Raw genomic sequence first — 21,035 nt, forward strand, 5'->3', positions numbered from 1 at the left:
AATAAATGACTGAAAATCGTCATGAAGCTTTAGGATTAAGCGATGGAAAAGTTTTAGAAATGTATGAAACAATGCTTCTAGCCCGTCGTATTGATGAACGGATGTGGTTATTGAATCGTGCTGGTAAAATACCATTTGTCATCTCATGTCAAGGACAGGAAGCAGCACAAGTAGGAGCTGCATTTGCACTCGATCGAGAAAAGGATTATGTTCTTCCATATTATCGGGATATGGGTGTAGTGTTAACGTTTGGTATGACACCAAGAGAACTAATGCTTTCAGGGTTTGCGAAAGCGGAGGATCCAAATTCAGGCGGACGACAAATGCCAGGTCACTTTGGGCAAAAGAAGAACCGAATTGTAACAGGATCTTCTCCAGTTACTACCCAGGTTCCACATGCAGTAGGAATTGCACTTGCAGGGAAAATGGAAAGAAAAGATCTAGTTACGTTTGTAACCTTTGGGGAAGGGTCATCCAACCAAGGTGACTTCCATGAAGGGGCTAACTTTGCAGGCGTGCATAAACTTCCAGTCATTTTCATGTGTGAAAATAATAAATACGCAATTTCTGTTCCAATTGAAAAACAATTAGCATGTGAAAAGGTATCTGACCGTGCGATTGGGTATGGTATGCCAGGAATCACTGTTGACGGAAATGATCCATTAGAAGTTTATAAAGCAGTGAAAGAGGCTGCCGATCGTGGCCGTCGTGGAGAAGGGCCAACGCTTGTTGAAACAGTTTCTTACCGTCTTACCCCACACTCATCTGATGATGATGACCGTTCTTACCGAGCACCTGATGAAGTAGCAAAAGCAAAAACGCAAGATCCGATTATTACATTTGGTGCGTATTTAAAGGAAACAGGTATCTTGAATGATGAGTTGGAAAAAGAAATAAACGACCGCGTGATGAAGCTGGTGAATGAAGCTACAGATTATGCTGAAAATGCGCCATATGCTGCACCAGAAGAAGCGTTGAAGTTTGTTTATGCACAGGAGTAAGGGGGATATAACATGGCGATTATTTCATATATTGATTCAATAACTATGGCCATTCGAGAAGAAATGGAACGGGATCCTAAGGTTTTTGTATTAGGTGAAGATGTAGGGGTAAAAGGCGGCGTGTTTAAAGCTACACAAGGCCTGTATGAACAATTTGGTGAGGAACGCGTCATTGATGCACCTCTTGCTGAATCTGCCATTGCAGGGGTTGGAATTGGTGCAGCAATGTACGGAATGCGCCCAATTGCCGAAATGCAATTTGCTGATTTCATCATGCCTGCTGTCAATCAAATTATTTCAGAAGCAGCGAAAGTCCGTTATCGTTCGAATAATGATTGGAGCTGTCCAATTGTTATACGTGCTCCTTATGGCGGTGGCGTTCACGGTGCGTTGTACCATTCCCAATCGGTTGAGGCTGTATTTGCTAATCAACCGGGATTGAAAATTGTAATGCCGTCTACACCATATGATGCGAAAGGCTTGTTAAAGGCAGCCATTCGTGATAATGACCCGGTTTTATTTTTCGAGCACAAAAGGGCTTATCGTTTAATTAAGGGAGAGGTCCCAACAGATGATTACACTTTGCCCATAGGAAAAGCCGATGTGAAGCGTGACGGAGATGACATTACCGTTATTACCTACGGTCTATGTGTACATTTTGCCCTCCAAGCGGCTGAAAAATTAGCGAAGGATGGAATCTCTGCACATATTCTTGATTTGAGAACCGTATACCCACTTGATAAAGAAGCTATTATTGAAGCAGCTTCAAAAACAGGTAAAGTCTTGCTTGTTACCGAGGATACAAAAGAAGGCAGCATTATGAGTGAAGTGTCAGCTATTATAGCCGAAAATTGCTTGTTTGAATTAGATGCTCCAATAATGCGTCTAGCTGGACCTGATGTACCAGCCATGCCATATGCTCCAACGATGGAAAAATTCTTTATGGTAAACCCTGATAAAGTCGAAAAAGCAATGAGAGAACTAGCCGAGTATTAAGGAGGTACGGAATAGTGGTAATTGAACAAATTAAAATGCCTCAGCTAGGGGAGAGTGTAACCGAGGGTACGATTAGTAAGTGGTTAGTATCTGTTGGTGATAAAGTAAATAAATACGACCCCCTTGCAGAGGTTATGACAGATAAAGTAAATGCAGAAGTCCCATCCTCCTTTACAGGTGTGATTAAAGAACTAATTGCTAACGAAGAAGATACCCTAGCGGTTGGAGAAATCATTTGTACAATTGAAGTTGAGGGTGGCGAAAGTCCTCAGGCTAAAACAGAAGACGTAGCTCCAGCATCATCCAGCAGTGCGGAAACTACAGCTCCAGTTGACCAAGGAAACAAAGCGCGTTATTCTCCAGCAGTTTTGAAAATATCTCAAGAACATGGAATTGACCTAACGCAGGTGTCAGGCACCGGTGCAGGTGGAAGGATTACAAGAAAAGACCTACTGAAATTGATTGAATCTGGAAATATCCCTGTTGCAGGCCAAAGGAAGGAAACTGTAAAAGTAGAAACAGTTGTTCAGCCTGAACATCAAAAGCAAGAGGTATCACAACCTGTATCTACATCCACACCAAAGCCACCATCTGCACAACCGGTTCATATTCCAGTGGAAGCTGGTGACATAGAAATCCCGGTTACTGGTATTCGAAAAGCAATTGCTGCCAATATGCTTAGGAGCAAGCATGAAGCACCACATGCTTGGACTATGATTGAAGTGGATGCAACCAATTTGGTTGACTATCGTAATTCTCTTAAAGATGAGTTTAAGAAAAAAGAAGGCTTTAATCTAACATTCTTTGCTTTCTTTGTAAAAGCGGTAGCCCAAGCACTAAAAGAGTTCCCACAAATTAATTCTATGTGGGCTGGAGAAAAAATCATTCAGAAGAAAGACATTAATATTTCGATTGCCGTTGCAACAGATGATGCCTTATTCGTACCTGTCATTAAAAATGCAGATGAAAAAACGATTAAGGGAATTGCCCGTGAAATTTCGGAACTTGCAGTTAAGGTAAGAACCGGAAAATTACGATCTGAAGATATGCAGGGTGGAACATTTACAGTGAACAACACAGGTTCATTCGGCTCTGTTCAATCCATGGGCATTATCAATTATCCACAAGCAGCTATTCTTCAAGTGGAATCCATTGTTAAGCGACCTGTGGTAATGAATAATGGAATGATTGCTGTGCGTGACATGGTTAATTTATGTATGTCCCTAGACCACAGAGTATTAGATGGACTTGTTTGCGGTCGTTTCTTGCAACGTGTGAAGGAAATTCTAGAAAATACATCAAAATCAACAACTTCCATTTATTAATAACAATAACCGTTGCCAAATTGATGGCGACGGTTATTTGTTTAGTTGCCTGAATTCTGTTTGTACCATAAAATAGTATTTAGTAGAATTAATTGAATTTTATTTCAATTATGTATATGGAAGGGGGATAAGGAGTTTGGAAAAAATAAAAAATCAGTCTTTTCCATTTATGTCAAAAGATGAATGGAAAGAAAAAGCAGAAAAATCGTTAAAAGGAAGAACCGTTGAGTCCTTACAAACGGCTACATATGAAGGAATTATTTTGAAACCGCTTTATTCTCAGGAAGATGAACAGGCAATTCCTGATTATCCAGGAGGCACAGATTATAGAAGAGGGATTTATCCGCTTGGATATTTGACTAATGAATGGAAGGTAGCACAGCGTATATCCTATCATTCACTAGATGAATTGAAAGAAAAGCTCAAACAAAACTTTGATAAAGGGCAAACTGCCATTTCTTTTGAAGTATCAAAGTCTTTGTTTGAAGAGAATGAAACGCTGGAAACTATTCTTGGAGAATCCTATCATCAACACCCCTTCTCCCTTAACGCCAAGGGTCTCCATTCTGCATTGCTTGTATCTCTAGAAACAATTGGAGAGAAAAAAGGAACCAGCGACACGATTTGTGGTTATATCGGTTCTGATCCAGTCGCTCTTTTTGCTGAAGAGGGCAGTATTTCAGAAGAGTTTTTCAATGAATGGATGAAAACCATTGTCCAATCAAGCGTGAAATTACCTAATCTAAGAACCATTTTAATCAATACATCGCCATATCACAATGGTGGAGCAAATGCTGTTCAAGAGCTTGGTATTGCATTGGCTGAAGGAATCTATTATCTTGAAAAGCTTCAGGAAGCTGGAATGGAACTGGAAGATATTTTTTCCAAAATGATCTTTCAATTCTCTATTGGCGGCCACTTTTTTATGGAAATGGCCAAAATTCGGGCAGCAAGAATTCTATGGAGTCGTGTGGCTGAAGTGTATGGAACTAATGTGAATAATCGTGGGATGCATATCTCTGCGGAAACTTCTAGATTCACAAAAACTATACAGGACCCCCATGTCAACCTTTTACGGTCAGGTAATGAGGCTTTTGCAGCAGTTATTGGGGGCGTACAATATTTACATGTGGATCCTTTCAATAATCTTTCGGGTTCCACTTATGCTTCGGAAAGAATGGCAAGAAACACACAACTCCTACTAAAAGAAGAAGCACAGTTAAAACAAGTGATTGATCCTGCTGGTGGGTCTTGGTATGTCGAACAATTAACCAATGAACTTTCCGAGAAATCTTGGGAATTCTTTCAACAAATTGAAGCCCATGGCGGCATCATTGAGGGATTAAAATCAAACTGGCTGCAGAAAGAAATAGCGGCAGTGTATGATAAAAGAAATAAGGATTGTCAGACAAGGAAGCAAAGTATGATTGGCACGAATGTTTATGCCAATCTTGATGAAAACGTTCCTAATCTTAAATCTCAAAATAAAGAATCATATGTACTAGAAAAGGGAAATTCATTAATAAATATTACTGCTATTCCTCAACGAAGACTTTCAGAGTCATTTGAAGAATTGCGAAATAAGGCAAGGAGCTATGAAGAAGCAGCAGGCTATAAGCCATCTGTAGGTATGATTTGTCTTGGATTGTTAAAAGAGCATAAGGCAAGGCTGGATTTTATGAAAGGTTTTCTAGCTGCCGGTGGGGTGAAAGCAGTTGAAAGTGATTCAATTGTTTCTTTTGAGAATGCTAGATTATTTGTTTCTACTCTTCCTGTTACGAAATGTTTTTGCATCTGTGGTACAAATGAACAGTATGAAAGGGTGGGGCATGAGATTTTAACTAGCCTAAGAACGGAATTCCCTGATCGAGTTTTTTACCTTGCTGGGCTCCCCGAAAAAGACAAGCAGTCCCAGTGGACGGATGAAGGAATTAAGCAGTTTATTCATATGAAAAGCAATTGTTATGAAACTCTCGATGCCATTTTTAACGAGTTGGAGGTGAGCACGGTTGAAGAAACAAAAGCCTGATTTTCAAAACATATCTTTATTCAGCAACCAAACATTCATGACCAAGGAAGAATGGCAGGAGAGCGCTCAGAAAGAAATGGATGTCTCCATTGATGATTTACTTTTTGAGACAAATGAACAAATTAGTTTAAAGCCTCTTTATACAAAAGAAGATCGTAAAGATCTTGAACAAATTGGCCACCTGCCTGGGCTCCCTCCTTACACAAGGGGTCCCTATCCAACGATGTATGTTAATCGACCATGGACAGTCAGACAGTATGCGGGATTTTCTACTGCAGAGGAAAGTAATGCTTTTTACCGCCGCAATTTAGCAATGGGACAAAAGGGGCTTTCGGTTGCATTTGATCTAGCTACCCACCGCGGTTATGATTCTGATCATCCACGTGTGGTCGGTGATGTGGGAAAAGCAGGGGTAGCTATTGATTCTATCCTTGATATGAAGACACTTTTTGAGGGGATACCTTTAGACCAAATGTCTGTATCCATGACCATGAACGGGGCTGTCTTGCCGATTCTCGCTTTTTTCATTGTAACAGCCGAAGAACAAGGTGTAAGTCAGGAGAAGCTCGCTGGAACTATTCAAAATGACATTTTAAAAGAATATATGGTTCGAAATACATATATATATCCGCCAGAAATGTCAATGAAGATTATAGCTGATATTTTTGAATATACATCAAAATACATGCCAAAGTTTAATAGTATCAGTATCTCAGGTTACCATATGCAAGAAGCAGGAGCGCCTGCAGATTTAGAGTTAGCTTATACGCTGGCAGATGGTTTGGAATATGTACGAACAGGTCTAAAATCAGGTATTGAAATAGATTCATTTGCTCCAAGGTTGTCCTTTTTCTGGGCCGTTGGGATGAATTATTTCATGGAAGTGGCCAAAATGCGTGCAGCGAGGTTAATTTGGGCAAAAATGATGAAATCATTCAATCCTAAAAATGAGAAATCTTTAGCATTAAGGACACATTCGCAAACATCTGGTTGGAGCTTAACAGAGCAAGATCCGTTTAATAATGTTACTCGTACTCTAGTTGAAGCTCATGCGGCAGCAATGGGGCATACTCAATCACTGCATACAAACGCCTTGGACGAAGCCATTGCATTACCAACAGATTTTTCTGCACGAATCGCTCGTAATACCCAATTGTTCTTGCAAGAAGAAACGGGCATAACACAGGTGATCGATCCATGGGCAGGCTCCTATTATGTTGAAAAGCTTACCGATGAATTAGTTAAACGTGCTTGGACACATATTGAAGAGATAGAACAACTTGGCGGGATGGCCAAAGCGATTGAAACGGGCTTGCCGAAGATGCGAATTGAAGAAGCGGCAGCTAGAAGACAGGCTCAAATTGATTCAGGTAAGGAAACGATTATAGGCGTCAATCGTTACCGTCTTGAAAAGGAAGAAGCAATTGATATTTTAGATATTGATAATACTGCAGTTCGCCTAAAACAAATTGAAAAATTACAGGGAGTAAAAGCAAGCCGCGATGACCATAAAGTGAAGGCAGCCCTAGATGCGTTAACAATCGCAGCGGAAACTGGTGAACAAAACCTATTAGAGCTGGCAGTAAAAGCAGCAAGGGTAAGAGCAACCTTAGGAGAAATCTCCGATGCTATTGAAAAGGTTGCTAGCCGACATAAAGCGGTGATTCGCTCAATTAGCGGAGTGTATAGTACAGCTTTTAGCAATGAGGAAGAGATTGTAGAAGTTCAAAAAATGACAGATGAATTCCTTGAAAATGAAGGAAGACGGCCAAGAATACTGATTGCTAAAATGGGTCAGGATGGACATGATCGCGGAGCCAAGGTAATTGCGACCGCCTTCGCTGACCTTGGTTTTGATGTAGATATTAGTCCGTTATTCCAAACACCAGAAGAAACGGCAATGCAGGCAGTAGAAAACGATGTTCATGTGGTTGGAATGAGTTCACTTGCTGCAGGGCATAAAACGTTACTTCCTCAATTGGTGGAGGAGTTTAAAAAAATTAGGAAGAGAAGATATTTTGGTGGTAATCGGTGGAGTCATTCCTGCTCAGGATTACCAATTTCTATATGATCACGGTGCTTCAGCCATCTTTGGTCCAGGAACCATTATTCCAGTGGCTGCTCAAAAGGTTATAAAGGAGATTTATGCACAACTCGGTTATGAGGAAGTGTCACAATAATGACTTCTGATAAAAAACCGGAATGGAGTGATCCAAACGAACCTGATAAATGCTCAAGTATTGTTAGAAAAGGTCAAGAGCAAGAAGGTCAACCAGCATCCATTCAAAAAAATATTCGCTTTCAGAAACGCAAAATCTCAGAACTCTCAACGGATGAACTTTATGAAGGTGTAGTAAAGGGTGACAGGAGTCTATTAGCTAGAGCTATCACACTTGTTGAAAGCAATGCCGACCAACATTTTCAAAAAGCCCAGGAGCTTCTGCAAAAACTCTTGCCCAAAAGCGGAAAGTCTATTAGGATCGGAATCACAGGTGTCCCAGGGGCAGGAAAAAGCACATTTATTGAGGCCTTCGGGATGTACCTTTGTAATTTGGGACATCGTGTTGCCGTTTTAGCCATTGATCCAAGTTCAAAGTTAAGTGGTGGAAGCATCCTTGGAGATAAGACGAGGATGGAACACCTATCAAAAAACCCGCAAGCCTTTATCCGACCTTCACCCACAGCAGGGAAGCTAGGCGGTGTTCATCGAAAAACGAGAGAAGCCATGTTGCTTTGTGAGGCTGCAGGATTTGATGTAATCTTAATTGAAACCGTTGGTGTCGGACAAAGTGAAGTTATTATTAGAGATATGGTAGATTTTTTCATGCTGCTTGTACTGACAGGTGCTGGAGATGAACTTCAAGGAATGAAGAAGGGAATTATGGAGCTTGCGGATGCGGTCATTGTTCATAAAGCAGATGGGGACAATAAACGAAGAGCAGAACAGACAAAACATGAATATAACCGGATTCTGCACTTTCTTCAGCCAGCTACTAAAGGTTGGGCAACAAAAGCTTATACTTGTTCATCGGTAAACGGGGAAGGCATTAATGAGATTTGGGGCCTGATTCAAAAATTCGTAGAGACTGGAAAAGGTACAGGCGTTTTTACAGAACGAAGAAAGGGACAGCAAAGAGACTGGATTTATTCATTAATTTCTGACCAGCTTCATTACAGCTTCTTTCACCATCCAGTTGTAAAACAAAAGCTCCCACAATTAGAGAATGAAGTAATGGCTGGGACAAAGACAGCTGCTTCCGCTGTGGGAACCTTGTTTGATGTTTTTTTATCAGGAAAAGAAAAATAGCTGCTGACCCTTGGAAGCTTTTTTATTGCAGTTCGCTTGGAAAAAACACATTTTAACTGTTATGATGTAGTTATGAACAAACAAGAAGGAGTGAATGTAAGTGAGTATGAATTTCAACTTTTTTATGAATGATGTTGTTAACCAGGCACGACAAGAAATCGTGTCAGCTGGATATAAGGAATTAAAATCCCCTGCTGAAGTGGAAGAAGCATTTGCACAAAAGGGTACAACTTTAGTGATGATTAATTCTGTTTGTGGATGTGCAGGTGGGGTTGCTCGTCCAGCTGCTGCACATGCCCTTCATTACGATAAACGTCCGGATCATTTAGTTACAGTGTTTGCCGGGCAAGATAAGGAAGCAACTGAGACAGCTAGAAGCTATTTTACTGGCTACCCTCCTTCCTCTCCATCTTTTGCCCTATTAAAGGATGGGGAAATTATTACAATGGTCGAGAGACACCAAATTGAGGGCTTTGATCCTGCATCCGTCGTTGCAAAGCTTCAAAATGAATTTGAAAAGCATTGTGAAGAACTATAAAGTATACATTCGTTAAGAGGCCAATTCATTATGATTTGGCTCTTTTTTATTGTCGAAATACAGGATTTCGTGTATATTTATTAATTAAATCGTAACTTTAATCATTTTAAGGGGAGTTTTGACCATGAAGGAATTATTAAATAACTATTTAGAAACTTTTCAAAGCAAGTTATGGGATATAAGTGACAAGCTATATCATCACCCAGAACTTGGTGATCAAGAATATGAATCAATGAAACTCTTAGTAGAGTTTTTGGAGGGGCACCATTTTATTGTTGAAAAAGGAATTGTAGATCGACCTACAGCCTTTAAAGCTGTTTATGACAGTAAGAAGGAGGGACCAACAATCGCCTATCTTTCTGAATATGATGCGTTGCCGGAGATTGGGCATGGATGTGGGCATAATTTAATTGGAACGATGAGTGCGGGAGCAGGGGTTCTCTTAAGTAAAGTAGTAGATGAGATTGGAGGCCGTGTGGTAGTTTTAGGCACACCAGCAGAAGAAACGAATGGAGCAAAGGTTCAGATGGCCGAACAAGGAATTTTTGATGACATTGATGCTGCGATGATTTTGCATCCGGCAGATGAATCATATGAGAGCGGGGACTCTTTAGCTATGGATGCCATCCAATTTGACTTCCGTGGCAGAACAAGTCATGCTGCTGCATCTCCGGAAAAAGGGATCAATGCACTGGATGCCGTCATTCAATTATTTAATGGGATCAATGCCCTTCGTCAACATGTAACATCTGACGTAAGAATTCATGGAATTATTAAGGAGGGTGGGGTTGCAGCCAATATTGTTCCAGATAAAGCAGTTGCTCAATTCTATGTCCGTGCAAAGAACCGCACCTATTTAAACGAAGTTGTTCAGAAGGTAATCAATATTGCCAATGGTGCATCTATGATGACTGGTGCGGAGGTGCATATAGAAAATTATGAATTGAGCTATGACAATATGGTCACGAATCATACTTTATCCCAGCTTTTTTCAAATAATCTTTTATCCACCGGTGTTAAGAAGATTGAGAAAGCGAAGGATTCTTACGGTTCCATTGACATGGGAAATGTGAGTCATGTGGTTCCAGCTATTCATCCTTACATTGGTCTCGATTCACCTGGGTTAATTGCTCATACAAGAGAATTTGCAGATTTAACCATCACAGACAACTCTCATCAGATTCTGGCAAGAGGTGCACTGGCCCTTGCTATGACGGGGTATGATTTAATCACTAATAAAGAGGAATTTGAAAATATGAAAAATGAATTCCGTCAAAATGTATTAAGATAAGTCTGACAAAAAAGTACCTCTGTTCGTTTAGAGGTACTTTTATATATATATATATCTAAATTTTTCGAATATTTTTATATTAAAATAATATCTTTTCAAATCTATTTTCATGTGTTATTATTCGTTTTGTTGAATAAAAATTCAAATATGAATCAAAAACATATGAAACTAAACAGGGGGAAACAACATGAAAAAGTCTATTTTATTCTTATCCATTATTTTTACATTAGTAGTTTTGTCTGCATGCGGCCAGAGCAATAAAGATGGGGCAACAAGCGGAGATAAAAAGGTATTAACAATGGCAACATCTGCTGACTTTGCACCATTTGAATCAAGAGATAAAGCAGGAAAAATAATTGGTTTCGATATTGATTTAGCAAAAGCGATTGCTGATGAATTAGGGTACAAGCTTGAAATTAAAGACATGAAATTTGATGGCTTAATCGGTGCATTACAAGCAAAGCGTGTAGATATGGTTCTTGCTGGTATGTCAGCTACAGAAAAACGTCAAAAGAATGTAGATTTCTCTACTGCTTATAACCACTCTGGTGAAATGTTTATTACGAAAAAAGACTCTACTGTTAAAACAATCGATGACCTTAAAGGAAAAACAGTTGCAGTACAATTAGGTACCATTCAAGAAGAAGGTGCTAAAAAGCTTCAAGAAAAGGTTGATTTCACTCTTAAGCCATTAGATAACTCAACAACGCTAATTCAAGAGCTATTATCAGATCGTGTACAAGTTGCTTACTTAGATAAATCAGTAGCAACTGGATATATTAAGGAACAAGGCTTAGCTGGATTTGATGATCCAACTTCTAGTTCTCCTGGTATGGCGGTTGCTTTCCCTAAGGGCAGCGATTTAAAAGATGATGTAAATAAAGCTCTTAAAAAGTTAGAAGAAAACGGAAAGCTTCAAGAATTAAAGGATAAGTGGTTAAAAGACCAACAGTAATTTTCACAACAGGAATGTAAACAAAATATTGAAGTGAGGTGTAAGGCATGAATTTGGATTTTAGCCAAATTGTGCCTTATATTCCTTTTATCTTAGAAGGAATATGGGTAACATTAAAATTTGTTATTATATCTATTGTTTTTGGATTTGTCCTTGGAACAATTATAGCTTTACTTAAAATTTCACGTATAAAGGTATTAAATTGGTTCGGTGATTTTTATACATCTATTTTTCGTGGGACACCTTTGATTTTGCAATTAATGTTGATTTATTTTGCGATTCCACAATTAACCGGCTATGATATTTCACCATTTTTATCATCAATCTTAGCCTTTGGATTAAACTCTTCTGCCTATGTCTCTGAAATCATTCGCGCAGGAATCCAAGCAGTTGATAAAGGACAAACAGAAGCAGCCCAGGCACTTGGTGTTCCATATAGTCTGATGATGAAGGATCTTATTTTACCGCAAGCTTTAAAAAATATCTTACCGGCACTTATGAATGAATTTATTACTTTAACAAAGGAATCAGCTATCGTTTCAACCATTGGTTATTTAGATTTAATGCGACGTGCCCAAGTGGTGGGAGCGGATACGTATCGAAACTTCGAACCATTAATATTTGTTGGGTTAATTTATTGGGTATTAGTCATGGTGCTAACGTTAGTTGGTAAGCGGGTTGAAAGGAGGATGAAGTATAGTGATTAAAGTTGAAAACCTCCATAAAAAATTCGGGGAAAATGAAGTATTAAAAAATATAACTACTAGTATTAATAGTGGAGAAGTGGTGTCCATTATTGGTCCATCAGGTTCAGGTAAATCCACTTTTCTTCGCTGCTTAAATTTGCTAGAAACACCAACACAAGGGAAAGTATGGATCAATGGGCAAGAGATTACCGATTCTAAAACAAACATCATGAAGGTTCGTGAGCAAATCGGTATGGTTTTTCAACACTTTTACTTGTTCCCTCATAAGACAGTATTAGAGAATTTAACCTATGCTCCCATGAAGGTAAAGGGAGAAAGTCGAGAGGCAGCAGAGAAAAAAGCTCGGGAACTACTTGCTAAAGTGGGCCTTAGCGAAAAAGAATCAGCTTATCCAAATAACCTTTCTGGCGGACAGAAGCAACGAGTTGCAATTGCGCGAGCTCTTGCAATGGAACCACAATTAATGTTATTTGATGAGCCTACGTCAGCACTTGACCCTGAAATGGTTAAGGAAGTACTAAATGTAATGAAGGATCTTGCACAGTCAGGAATGACCATGGCAATCGTCACACACGAAATGGGATTTGCAAAAGAGGTTTCTGATCGGATAATGTTTCTTGATGATGGGGTGCTCTTAGAGGAAGGCACGCCGGATGAGTTCTTTACTAATCCTCGCACAGGCAGAGCAAAGGACTTTTTAGAAAAAGTACTTTAGGTCAATAACGATGGATTACTTGCAAAAGATGTATAAATAGAGATATGTTAAAGATGGTCTTAAAGATCATCTTTTATTTTTTTTTTAAGGAGAACTGAAATGAAATTTCGCATTGGGTATCGGACACTTAAAACGGCTGTTGGCACGGCTATTGCCATTCTTATTGCTCAACAGCTGGGATTACATAATTTCGCTTCTGCAGGCATTCTAACAATCCTTTGTATCCAAGTGACCAAAAGGAGATCGCTTCGAACAGCATGGGATCGTTTTTTGGCTTGTGTATTAGCAATGCCCTTCTCTGCCGTTTTTTTTGAAGGGATCTCCTATCATCCAATTGTTATTGGTGTGATGCTGTTTTTCTTTATCCCTACCATTGTCATGTTAAAAGCGAAGGATGGTGTGGTTACAAGCAGTGTCATTATTTTACATATATATATGGCCCAAAAGATTTCAATGGATATATTTTTCAATGAACTTGGTGTTATTGTGATTGGAATAGGCGTGGCCCTCGTTATGAATCTTTATATGCCTAGTGTTGATAGTAAGCTAAAAAATTATCAAGTTAAAGTGGAGGAAAACTTTAAAATTATTCTTTGTGAAATGGTTCGATATTTACGAACGGGAGATAGTACTTGGGATGGAAAAGAAATTACCGAATGCTCCCAGCTGCTTGATGAGGCAAAAACATTGGCATTTAGAGATGTGGAAAATCATTTCTTACGGGAAGATACCACTTATTTTCACTATTTTAAAATGAGAGAAAAACAGTTTGAAATTATTGAACGTGTGCTACCAATGGTTACCTCACTTACAAAAACGGTGAAGCAAGGAAAAATGGTCGCTGAATTCCTTGAGGAACTTTCTCTGAATATCCATCCTGGAAACACCGCTCATATCTATATTGAGAAACTAAGAGAAATGAAAAAAGAATTTGAAGAGATGGAGCTGCCAAAAACGAGAGAAGAATTCGAAACACGTGCCGCATTGCTGCAACTAGTAAATGAAATGAATGAGTATCTTATTATCAAAAGCTCTTTTAAAGCAAAGAAAACCAGGATGCATGAAAAAAAGAAAATCGAAGCAAACTAGGTAAAAAAAGGCAGGTGGCTGTTTTGATTAAACTCTTATCGCCGATCCTGATTGCTTTTTTCATCTCACCCATTTGGCCATTAGGGTCAAATCCAATGCCAGGTGATCCTTTTGTTATCGTGAATAAAAGTAGAAATGAACTGGCCTTTATTAATGAGAATAAAGTCCAAACAGTGGTTAGTGTCGGGACAGGAAAGACACAGGAGTTAACCCCCGAGGGTCTTTTTACCATTACTGTTAAGGCAAAAGAACCTTATTTCCGAAAAGAGAATATCCCAGGGGGTCACCCTAAAAACCCACTGGGGGCCAGATGGATTGGCTTTGACGCTAAGGGGACTGATGGCAGAACCTATGGGATACATGGAACAAACCAGCCAGCATCCATAGGTAAGTATGTCTCACAAGGCTGTATTCGCACGCAAAATGAAGTTGTTTCCTCGTTATTTCCGTTAATTCCGTTAGGAACAAAAATATTAGTCGTGTCCTCTAAAAAAACATTTGAGGCTCTAGCACAAGAACAAGGTGCAATTAAATGAGGAAAGGGACTGTTCGTTTTCGAACAGTCCCTTTTATATGTTTATGACAAGAAGGTGCCGATTCCGATTAGGAGGGTGGAAGCAAGCATCGCAAAGAGCATCAAATAAACAATGATTTTTCTTGTTTTCTTTTTAGTCAATTTAGGTACCTCCCTTATTGCATTTGGCTATATTCCTATTTTACAGGGAAAAGCCCAAATGAACAACGGAACAACTAAGTAATTTAGGAAGGATTTATGAACTTTTTACCGAATAAGAGTAATTGTCGAATTTATTTTAATATTGGAACAGAGGGGTATATATGATTAAAAAAGTCGACCATATTGGAATTGCCGTTAAATCTCTTGAGAATACACTACCATTTTATACAGATGTATTAGAGCTCACTTTATTAGGAATAGAAGAGGTTGAGAGCCAAAAAGTAAAAGTTGCTTTTTTACAAGCAGGTGGAACAAAACTCGAACTCCTTGAGCCGACATCTGAGGAAAGTCCGATTGCTAAATTTATTGAAAAGCGTGGAGAAGGTATTCACCATGTGGCTTTGGGCGTGGAATCGATTGAAGAAAGAATCATTGAAATGAAAGAAAAAGGCATTCAGATGATCGATCAACAGCCAAGACTTGGAGCAGGTGGGGCACATATAGCCTTTATGCATCCAAAATCGTCTACTGGTGTTTTGTATGAGTTATGCGAAAAGAAAGGGATGAAGGGATAAAATGTTAGACATCTACGAAAAAATAAGTGAACTATACGATAAGCGCAGAGAAGTGGAGCTCGGTGGCGGGGATGAGCGAATTGACAAACAGCATGAGAAAGGAAAACTAACGGCTAGAGAACGTATCGAGCTCTTAGTTGATAAAGGGACGTTTGTCGAGCTGAACCCGTTTATCGAACATCGGACGAATGACTTTGGTCTGGATGAACAAAAAGGACCTGGCGATGGTGTTGTAACTGGCTTTGGGAAAGTCAATGGCCGTCCAATCTATTTATTTTCACAGGATTTTACGGTGTTTGGCGGCGCTTTAGGTGAAATGCATGCGAAAAAAATTGCGAACGTCATGGATTTAGCAGCTAAAAATGGTACGCCTTTTGTGGGGCTTAATGACTCTGGTGGAGCAAGAATTCAAGAAGGGGTCGTTTCACTTGATGGGTATGGTCATATCTTTTATCGGAACGCAATTTATTCAGGTGTCATCCCGCAAATCTCCGTAATAATGGGACCGTGTGCTGGTGGAGCAGTTTATTCTCCAGCTATTACAGATTTCGTATTTATGGTCGAAAAAACAAGCCAAATGTTCATCACTGGGCCGAAGGTAATTGAAACAGTAACCGGTGAGAAAATCTCTGCCGAGGATTTAGGTGGGGCTAATGTTCATAATTCGATCAGTGGAAATGCCCATTTTCAAGCAAAGTCAGAAGAAGAGGTCTTACAAAATGTGCGCCAGCTATTAAGCTATCTCCCTCAGAACAATGAGGAAAAACCGCCAAAACAGGAAGTGGAGCATGAAAATGATTACCGTCCAGATTTAACGGATGTAATTCCATTTGACGCGGTTCGCCCGTATGATGTTCGTAAGGTCATTGAACAAGTGACAGATGCGGACTCCTTTATGGAAATTCAAAAGGATTTTGCTAAAAATATAGTCGTTGGCTTTGCTAGAATCAAAGGGGAATCAGTAGGGTTGGTTTGCAACCAGCCAAAGGTGATGGCTGGTGGTTTAGATATAGATTCTTCAGATAAAGCAGCCCGCTTTATTAGAACGTGCGATTCTTTCAATATTCCAATCATAACTTTCGAAGATGTTACAGGTTTCTTCCCAGGTGTTAAACAGGAGCATGGAGGAATCATTCGCCATGGTGCAAAGATATTGTTCGCCTATTCAGAAGCGACTGTTCCGAAGCTAACGGTAATTTTAAGAAAAGCATATGGCGGGGCTTATGTGGCTTTAAATAGCAAGTCGATCGGTGCTGACTTAGTGTTTGCTTGGCCAAATGCTGAAATTGCGGTCATGGGTCCTCAAGGTGCAGCTAATATCATCTTTGCTAAGGAGATTAATAACAGCGAGAATCCTGAACTGACACGCCAGCAAAAAATCGATGAATACCGCGAAAAGTTTGCCAATCCATATGTGGCTGCCAGCAGGGGAATGGTGGATGATGTCATTGATCCTCGTGAAACTAGAATAAAAATTATTCAGGCTTTAGAGATGCTGAGAAATAAAAAAGAGTCACGTCCATATAAAAAACACGGAAATATCCCGCTTTAATATTAATCAGATGCTCTTTCATTTGATGATATTCGTAAGTAAGAGGTATACTGAAATAGAAAAAGTGTAAAGCGCCTTGCATAGGCGCTTTATCCTTGACGATTGTAAGTACATATATTGGAGGGGCAATCAAATGGTGAATCAAGAACGTCTTTTAAATGAATTTTTAGAGCTTGTGCAAATTGACTCAGAAACGAAATTTGAGACTGAAATTGCAAAGGTATTAAAACAAAAGTTTTCTGATTTAGGTCTTGAAGTTTTTGAAGATGATACCACATCTGTAACAGGACATGGAGCAGGGAACTTAGTTTGTACGCTTCCAGCAACTAAAGAGGGCGTAGATCCAATTTACTTTACTTGCCATATGGACACAGTTACACCTGCAAAAGGGGTAAAGCCTTCTATTAAAGATGGTTACGTAGTTACTGATGGCACGACGATTCTAGGCGCAGACGATAAAACTGGTATTTCTGTTATGCTTGAAACCATCCGTCTTTTAAAAGAACTAAATCTACCACACGGATTAATTCAATTCGTTATTACGGTAGGGGAAGAATCCGGTTTAGTAGGGGCAAAAGCATTGGATCCTTCATTAATGAAGGCAAAGTATGGCTATGCACTTGATAGCGATGGCTTAGTTGGGAATGTGGTTGTAGCTGCTCCAACACAAGCAAAAGTGAAGACAGTGATTTACGGAAAAACAGCCCATGCAGGTGTTGCTCCTGAAAAAGGTATTTCTGCCATTACGATTGCAGCAAAATCCATTGCTAAAATGCCGTTAGGCAGAATTGACCATGAAACGACTGCTAATATTGGTCGTTTTGAAGGTGGGCAGGCAACCAATATCGTGTGTGACCGTGTGGATATCTTAGCGGAAGCTCGTTCACTTATTCCTGAAAAAATGCAGGCACAGGTAAGCAAGATGAAGGAAGCATTTGAAACAGTTGCTGCTGAAATGGGCGGCAGAGCAGAAGTCGATGTTGAAGTTATGTACCCTGGCTTTAAATTTGGCGAAGGCGATCTTGTGGTTGAGATTGCTCGTAAAGCAGCAGCAAAAATTGGTCGCAGCTGTGAACTTCAGCATAGCGGCGGAGGCAGCGACGCTAATGTAATAGCTGGGTTTGGAATTCCAACTGTAAACCTTGCTGTTGGTTATGAAGAAATCCATACAACAAATGAGCGCATGCCAATTGAGGAATTATACAAGCTGGCAGAAATGACGCTTGCTATTATTGAGGAAGTAGCTAATCAATAACCAATCAATAAGAAAAGTTTAAAGGAGGGTCTTAGACTCTCCTTTTTGTTATACTAGACCTATAAATGGTTTAAGGATGATTAACATGAAGGATATGTATCCAAAGAACGGGCGAGTCATTTTACATGTGGATATGAACAGCTTTTACGCTTCTGTAGAAATGGCCTATGATCCTAACTTAAAAGGGAAGCCATTAGCGATTGCTGGAAATGTGGAAGAAAGACGCGGGATCATTGTAACTTGCAGTTATGAAGCAAGAAAATTTGGTGTAAAAACAACGATGCCGTTGTGGGAAGCAAAAAAACTATGTCCGCAGTTAATCGTAATGAAACCTAATTTTGAGAGGTACCGGGCGGCATCTATTGGGATGTTTGAGATTCTGAGACAGTATACCGAAATGGTGGAACCTGTTTCGATAGATGAAGGCTATTTAGATATAACAGAGAGCTTTGAATTTGGCAGTCCCATTGATATAGCAAAAAGTATTCAAAAAAGAGTTTTTGAGCAATTGGATCTGCCATGCAGTATTGGAATTGCACCAAATAAGTTTTTAGCTAAGATGGCCTCAGATATGAAAAAACCGATGGGCATTACGATTCTTCGAAAGCGTGATATCCCGAAGATTTTGTGGCCTTTAAATACAAATGAAATGCATGGTGTGGGGAAAAAAACAGCCGAAAAGTTAACAACGATTGGAATCCACACGATTGGGGATTTAGCAGAGGGCAATGAAATTCAACTTAAATCCCTTCTAGGTATTAACGGAATTCGGATCAAAGAAAGAGCCAACGGTATCGACAAAAGGCCAGTTGATCCTGGATCTATTGAGGAGTTTAAAAGCATCGGTAATTCGACCACACTTCCTCGGGATGTAAGTAACCAGCATGAGCTTTATCGTGTGTTAGATTCACTGGCAGAAACCGTTTCTGTTAGGTTAAAGCGAAAAAACGTCCTTACAACTACTTTGGGTATTACGATTCGGTATAAGGACAGAAGAACGATTACACGAAGTAAGAAACTTCCTAACCCTATCAATCATAAAGAGGACCTTTCTGTCTTTGCAAAACAGCTCTTTTTAAAATCTTGGAATGGGGACCCCGTTCGTTTATTAGGGATTACTGGCAATGATTTAGTGGATCAAGACCATGCATATAAGCAATTAGATTTATTTTCCTTTGAAAACGATGCGAAAAAAGAGCCACTGCTTAAAACACTTTCTAGTCTCCGAGAGAAATACGGTAAAAATATAATTGAAAATGCTGGTTCCCATAAGGTAGATCCTTCACACAATGTAGGGACGGGGACAAGCTTCAATAAAGATTTCTTACGTACCTTTCCTATGAAAAATAAAGAAGAAGACTAAAAAGCTCCACTTTGCTAGGAAACAAAGTGGAGCTTTTAATTGTTTTATTCTTATTTACAATTATCTACATCTAAATCTGTAACAGGCCACCAGAAGAAGCCATCTTTTTCTAACAGTTCATCTGCAGCTTGTGGTCCCATTGAACCTGAAGCGTAATTAGGGAATTCAGCCTTGGTTCCTTCCCACACTTCCGAAATCTTATCTACAAAGGCCCAAGAATAGGCTACTTCATCCCAATGCGTAAAGTTGGTCGCATCGCCGCGCATGCAATCGTAAAGCAGCTTCTCATAGCCTTCAGGAGTGTTCATAGCATTAATTCCTGTGTTAGCAAAGCTTAGCTTAACTTCTTGTGCGTCTAAATGGCCGCCAGCCTTTTTGGCATTAAGGTGAAGGGTAATTCCCTCTTCCGGCTGGATATGAATAACAAGAAGGTTTGGGTTCAACATTTTTTCCGTCTGATAGTATAAATTCATTGGAATGTCTTTAAATTGAACAACAATTTTTGTTGATTTTGCTGCCATTCGTTTACCTGTTCGAATATAAAACGGAACACCAGCCCAGCGGAAGTTATCAATCATCACTTTCCCTGCGACAAAGGTCTCTGTGTTCGATTCCTTGTCTACCATTTGTTCATCACGATAGGCTGGAACAGTCTTATCAGCCATCATTCCCTCACCATATTGTCCGCGGACAAAGTAATCATTTACTTCGTCACCTACAACTGTTCTGAGTGAACGAAATACCCTTACTTTTTCGGAACGAATTTCATCCGTTGTCAGTTTGATTGGAGGCTCCATCGCAAGCAATGCTACCATTTGCATCATATGGTTTTGCAACATATCACGTAAAGCCCCGCTTGTTTCATAATAACGCCCTCGTTCTTCGACACCAAGTGTCTCGCTAGACGTAATTTGGATATTAGATATATATCGGTTATTCCACAGCGGCTCGAAAATGGCATTGGCAAATCGTATGACTTCAATATTGCGAACCATTTCTTTTCCAAGATAGTGGTCAATTCGATACACTTCTTCTTCAGAAAAGGCAGTTCTAATTTGTTTATTTAACTCTTTGGCAGATTCTAAATCATGTCCAAACGGTTTTTCAATGACTAAGCGCTTGTAGCCTTTTACATTGGTTAACCCATCTGATTTTAAATGGAGAGCGATTGGTCCAAAGAATTCTGGTGCCATCGCAAGGTAAAAGATGCGATTTCCTTCAAGTTGATAATTCTCATCAATCTCATGTGCCAATTTATTTAATTCTGCGTATGAGTTTGAATCAGCTACATCGTGTGATTGATAATAAAAATGAGAGGCAAATACATCGAGATTGTCCTGATCGCCTAAAGCGGACAATACTGAATCCTTTACAGATTTTTGAAAATCATCATTTGATAATGATCTTCTTGCTACCCCAACGACAGCAAATTTATCTAATCTTCCTTTCTTAAATAATCGGTAAAGAGAAAGGAAACAATTTTCTGTGTGCTAAATCACCGGTTGCTCCGAAGATCATAATTAATGAATTCATATTTTGTTCCACGGGTTAAAGACCTCTTTCCTAATAGCATGAGTGTGCATATGTAGTTTAAATTACAATTCCTTCATTCAAGTATTTAATTTAGCGGTTTTTATTAGGTTTCGCAAATATATTGATTT

At 39.5% G+C, this 21,035-nt stretch carries 17 protein-coding genes and 2 pseudogenes; 17 read left to right on the forward strand and 2 right to left on the reverse strand.

The window, feature by feature from the left end:
• Positions 1–5: 5 nt before the first annotated feature.
• The 13 genes and pseudogenes from QFZ87_RS10620 to QFZ87_RS10680 all read left to right on the forward strand — a co-directional run bounded on the left by QFZ87_RS10620 (position 6) and on the right by QFZ87_RS10680 (position 14,489).
• On the forward strand, positions 6–1,001 hold the full coding sequence (locus QFZ87_RS10620) for a thiamine pyrophosphate-dependent dehydrogenase E1 component subunit alpha (protein ID WP_309860823.1): 996 nt from the start codon (positions 6–8) through the stop codon (positions 999–1,001).
• A 12-nt stretch (positions 1,002–1,013) separates the two neighbouring features.
• Positions 1,014–1,997 (forward strand): alpha-ketoacid dehydrogenase subunit beta, encoded by a 984-nt coding sequence (locus tag QFZ87_RS10625; RefSeq protein ID WP_309860826.1) that lies wholly within the window; start codon positions 1,014–1,016, stop codon positions 1,995–1,997.
• Positions 1,998–2,011: 14 nt separating this feature from the next.
• Complete coding sequence (locus QFZ87_RS10630) at positions 2,012–3,322, forward strand: dihydrolipoamide acetyltransferase family protein (protein WP_309860829.1); 1,311 nt, start codon at positions 2,012–2,014, stop codon at positions 3,320–3,322.
• A gap of 136 nt (positions 3,323–3,458) precedes the next feature.
• Complete coding sequence (locus QFZ87_RS10635) at positions 3,459–5,351, forward strand: methylmalonyl-CoA mutase subunit beta (RefSeq protein WP_309860832.1); 1,893 nt, start codon at positions 3,459–3,461, stop codon at positions 5,349–5,351.
• Between the two features lie 37 nt (positions 5,352–5,388).
• Positions 5,389–7,531 (forward strand): annotated as a pseudogene (gene scpA / locus QFZ87_RS10640) (methylmalonyl-CoA mutase).
• Entirely contained in the window at positions 7,531–8,658 is a 1,128-nt protein-coding gene (meaB, locus tag QFZ87_RS10645; protein WP_309860835.1) for a methylmalonyl Co-A mutase-associated GTPase MeaB, read from the forward strand. The pseudogene scpA and the gene meaB overlap by 1 nt, the downstream one beginning before the upstream one ends.
• A gap of 106 nt (positions 8,659–8,764) precedes the next feature.
• The gene (locus QFZ87_RS10650; protein ID WP_309867781.1) at positions 8,765–9,196 is read left to right on the forward strand and encodes a BrxA/BrxB family bacilliredoxin; all 432 of its coding nucleotides are present in this window, start codon (positions 8,765–8,767) and stop codon (positions 9,194–9,196) included.
• A 124-nt stretch (positions 9,197–9,320) separates the two neighbouring features.
• On the forward strand, positions 9,321–10,487 hold the full coding sequence (locus tag QFZ87_RS10655) for a M20 family metallopeptidase (RefSeq protein ID WP_309860837.1): 1,167 nt from the start codon (positions 9,321–9,323) through the stop codon (positions 10,485–10,487).
• A 187-nt stretch (positions 10,488–10,674) separates the two neighbouring features.
• Positions 10,675–11,442: an ABC transporter substrate-binding protein gene (locus tag QFZ87_RS10660; RefSeq protein WP_309860840.1), complete on the forward strand. Its 768-nt coding sequence runs from the start codon at positions 10,675–10,677 to the stop codon at positions 11,440–11,442.
• Between the two features lie 47 nt (positions 11,443–11,489).
• Positions 11,490–12,149, forward strand: a complete 660-nt coding sequence (locus QFZ87_RS10665; RefSeq protein WP_309860843.1) for an amino acid ABC transporter permease — start codon at positions 11,490–11,492, stop codon at positions 12,147–12,149.
• A complete protein-coding gene (locus tag QFZ87_RS10670; protein WP_309860846.1) occupies positions 12,142–12,864 on the forward strand; it encodes an amino acid ABC transporter ATP-binding protein in 723 nt (240 codons plus the stop codon). Before QFZ87_RS10665 ends, QFZ87_RS10670 begins: the two co-directional genes overlap by 8 nt.
• Before the next feature lie 99 nt (positions 12,865–12,963).
• Complete coding sequence (locus QFZ87_RS10675; RefSeq protein ID WP_309860848.1) at positions 12,964–13,953, forward strand: aromatic acid exporter family protein; 990 nt, start codon at positions 12,964–12,966, stop codon at positions 13,951–13,953.
• 23 nt (positions 13,954–13,976) lie between these two features.
• On the forward strand, positions 13,977–14,489 hold the full coding sequence (locus QFZ87_RS10680) for a L,D-transpeptidase (protein ID WP_309867784.1): 513 nt from the start codon (positions 13,977–13,979) through the stop codon (positions 14,487–14,489).
• A gap of 41 nt (positions 14,490–14,530) precedes the next feature.
• Here QFZ87_RS10680 and prli42 read toward each other — a convergent pair whose 3' ends face one another.
• Positions 14,531–14,629 (reverse strand): stressosome-associated protein Prli42, encoded by a 99-nt coding sequence (prli42, locus tag QFZ87_RS10685; RefSeq protein WP_308083271.1) that lies wholly within the window; start codon positions 14,627–14,629, stop codon positions 14,531–14,533.
• A 161-nt stretch (positions 14,630–14,790) separates the two neighbouring features.
• Here prli42 and mce point away from each other — a divergent pair, with 161 nt between their 5' ends.
• The 4 genes from mce (at position 14,791) to QFZ87_RS10705 (ending at position 19,374) form a co-directional block, all read left to right on the forward strand.
• Entirely contained in the window at positions 14,791–15,204 is a 414-nt protein-coding gene (gene mce, locus QFZ87_RS10690) for a methylmalonyl-CoA epimerase (protein ID WP_309860852.1), read from the forward strand.
• A gap of 1 nt (position 15,205) precedes the next feature.
• Positions 15,206–16,756: an acyl-CoA carboxylase subunit beta gene (locus QFZ87_RS10695; RefSeq protein ID WP_309860855.1), complete on the forward strand. Its 1,551-nt coding sequence runs from the start codon at positions 15,206–15,208 to the stop codon at positions 16,754–16,756.
• Positions 16,757–16,889: 133 nt separating this feature from the next.
• Positions 16,890–18,011, forward strand: coding sequence for a tripeptidase T (locus QFZ87_RS10700; protein WP_309860858.1), 1,122 nt, complete (start codon positions 16,890–16,892; stop codon positions 18,009–18,011).
• An 85-nt stretch (positions 18,012–18,096) separates the two neighbouring features.
• Positions 18,097–19,374 (forward strand): DNA polymerase IV, encoded by a 1,278-nt coding sequence (locus QFZ87_RS10705; RefSeq protein ID WP_309860861.1) that lies wholly within the window; start codon positions 18,097–18,099, stop codon positions 19,372–19,374.
• 50 nt (positions 19,375–19,424) lie between these two features.
• Here QFZ87_RS10705 and zwf read toward each other — a convergent pair.
• A pseudogene (gene zwf, locus QFZ87_RS10710) lies at positions 19,425–20,892 on the reverse strand (glucose-6-phosphate dehydrogenase).
• Positions 20,893–21,035 lie beyond the last annotated feature (143 nt).

This window comes from Bacillus sp. SLBN-46 (assembly GCF_031453555.1).
GTDB lineage: Bacteria > Bacillota > Bacilli > Bacillales > Cytobacillaceae > Neobacillus.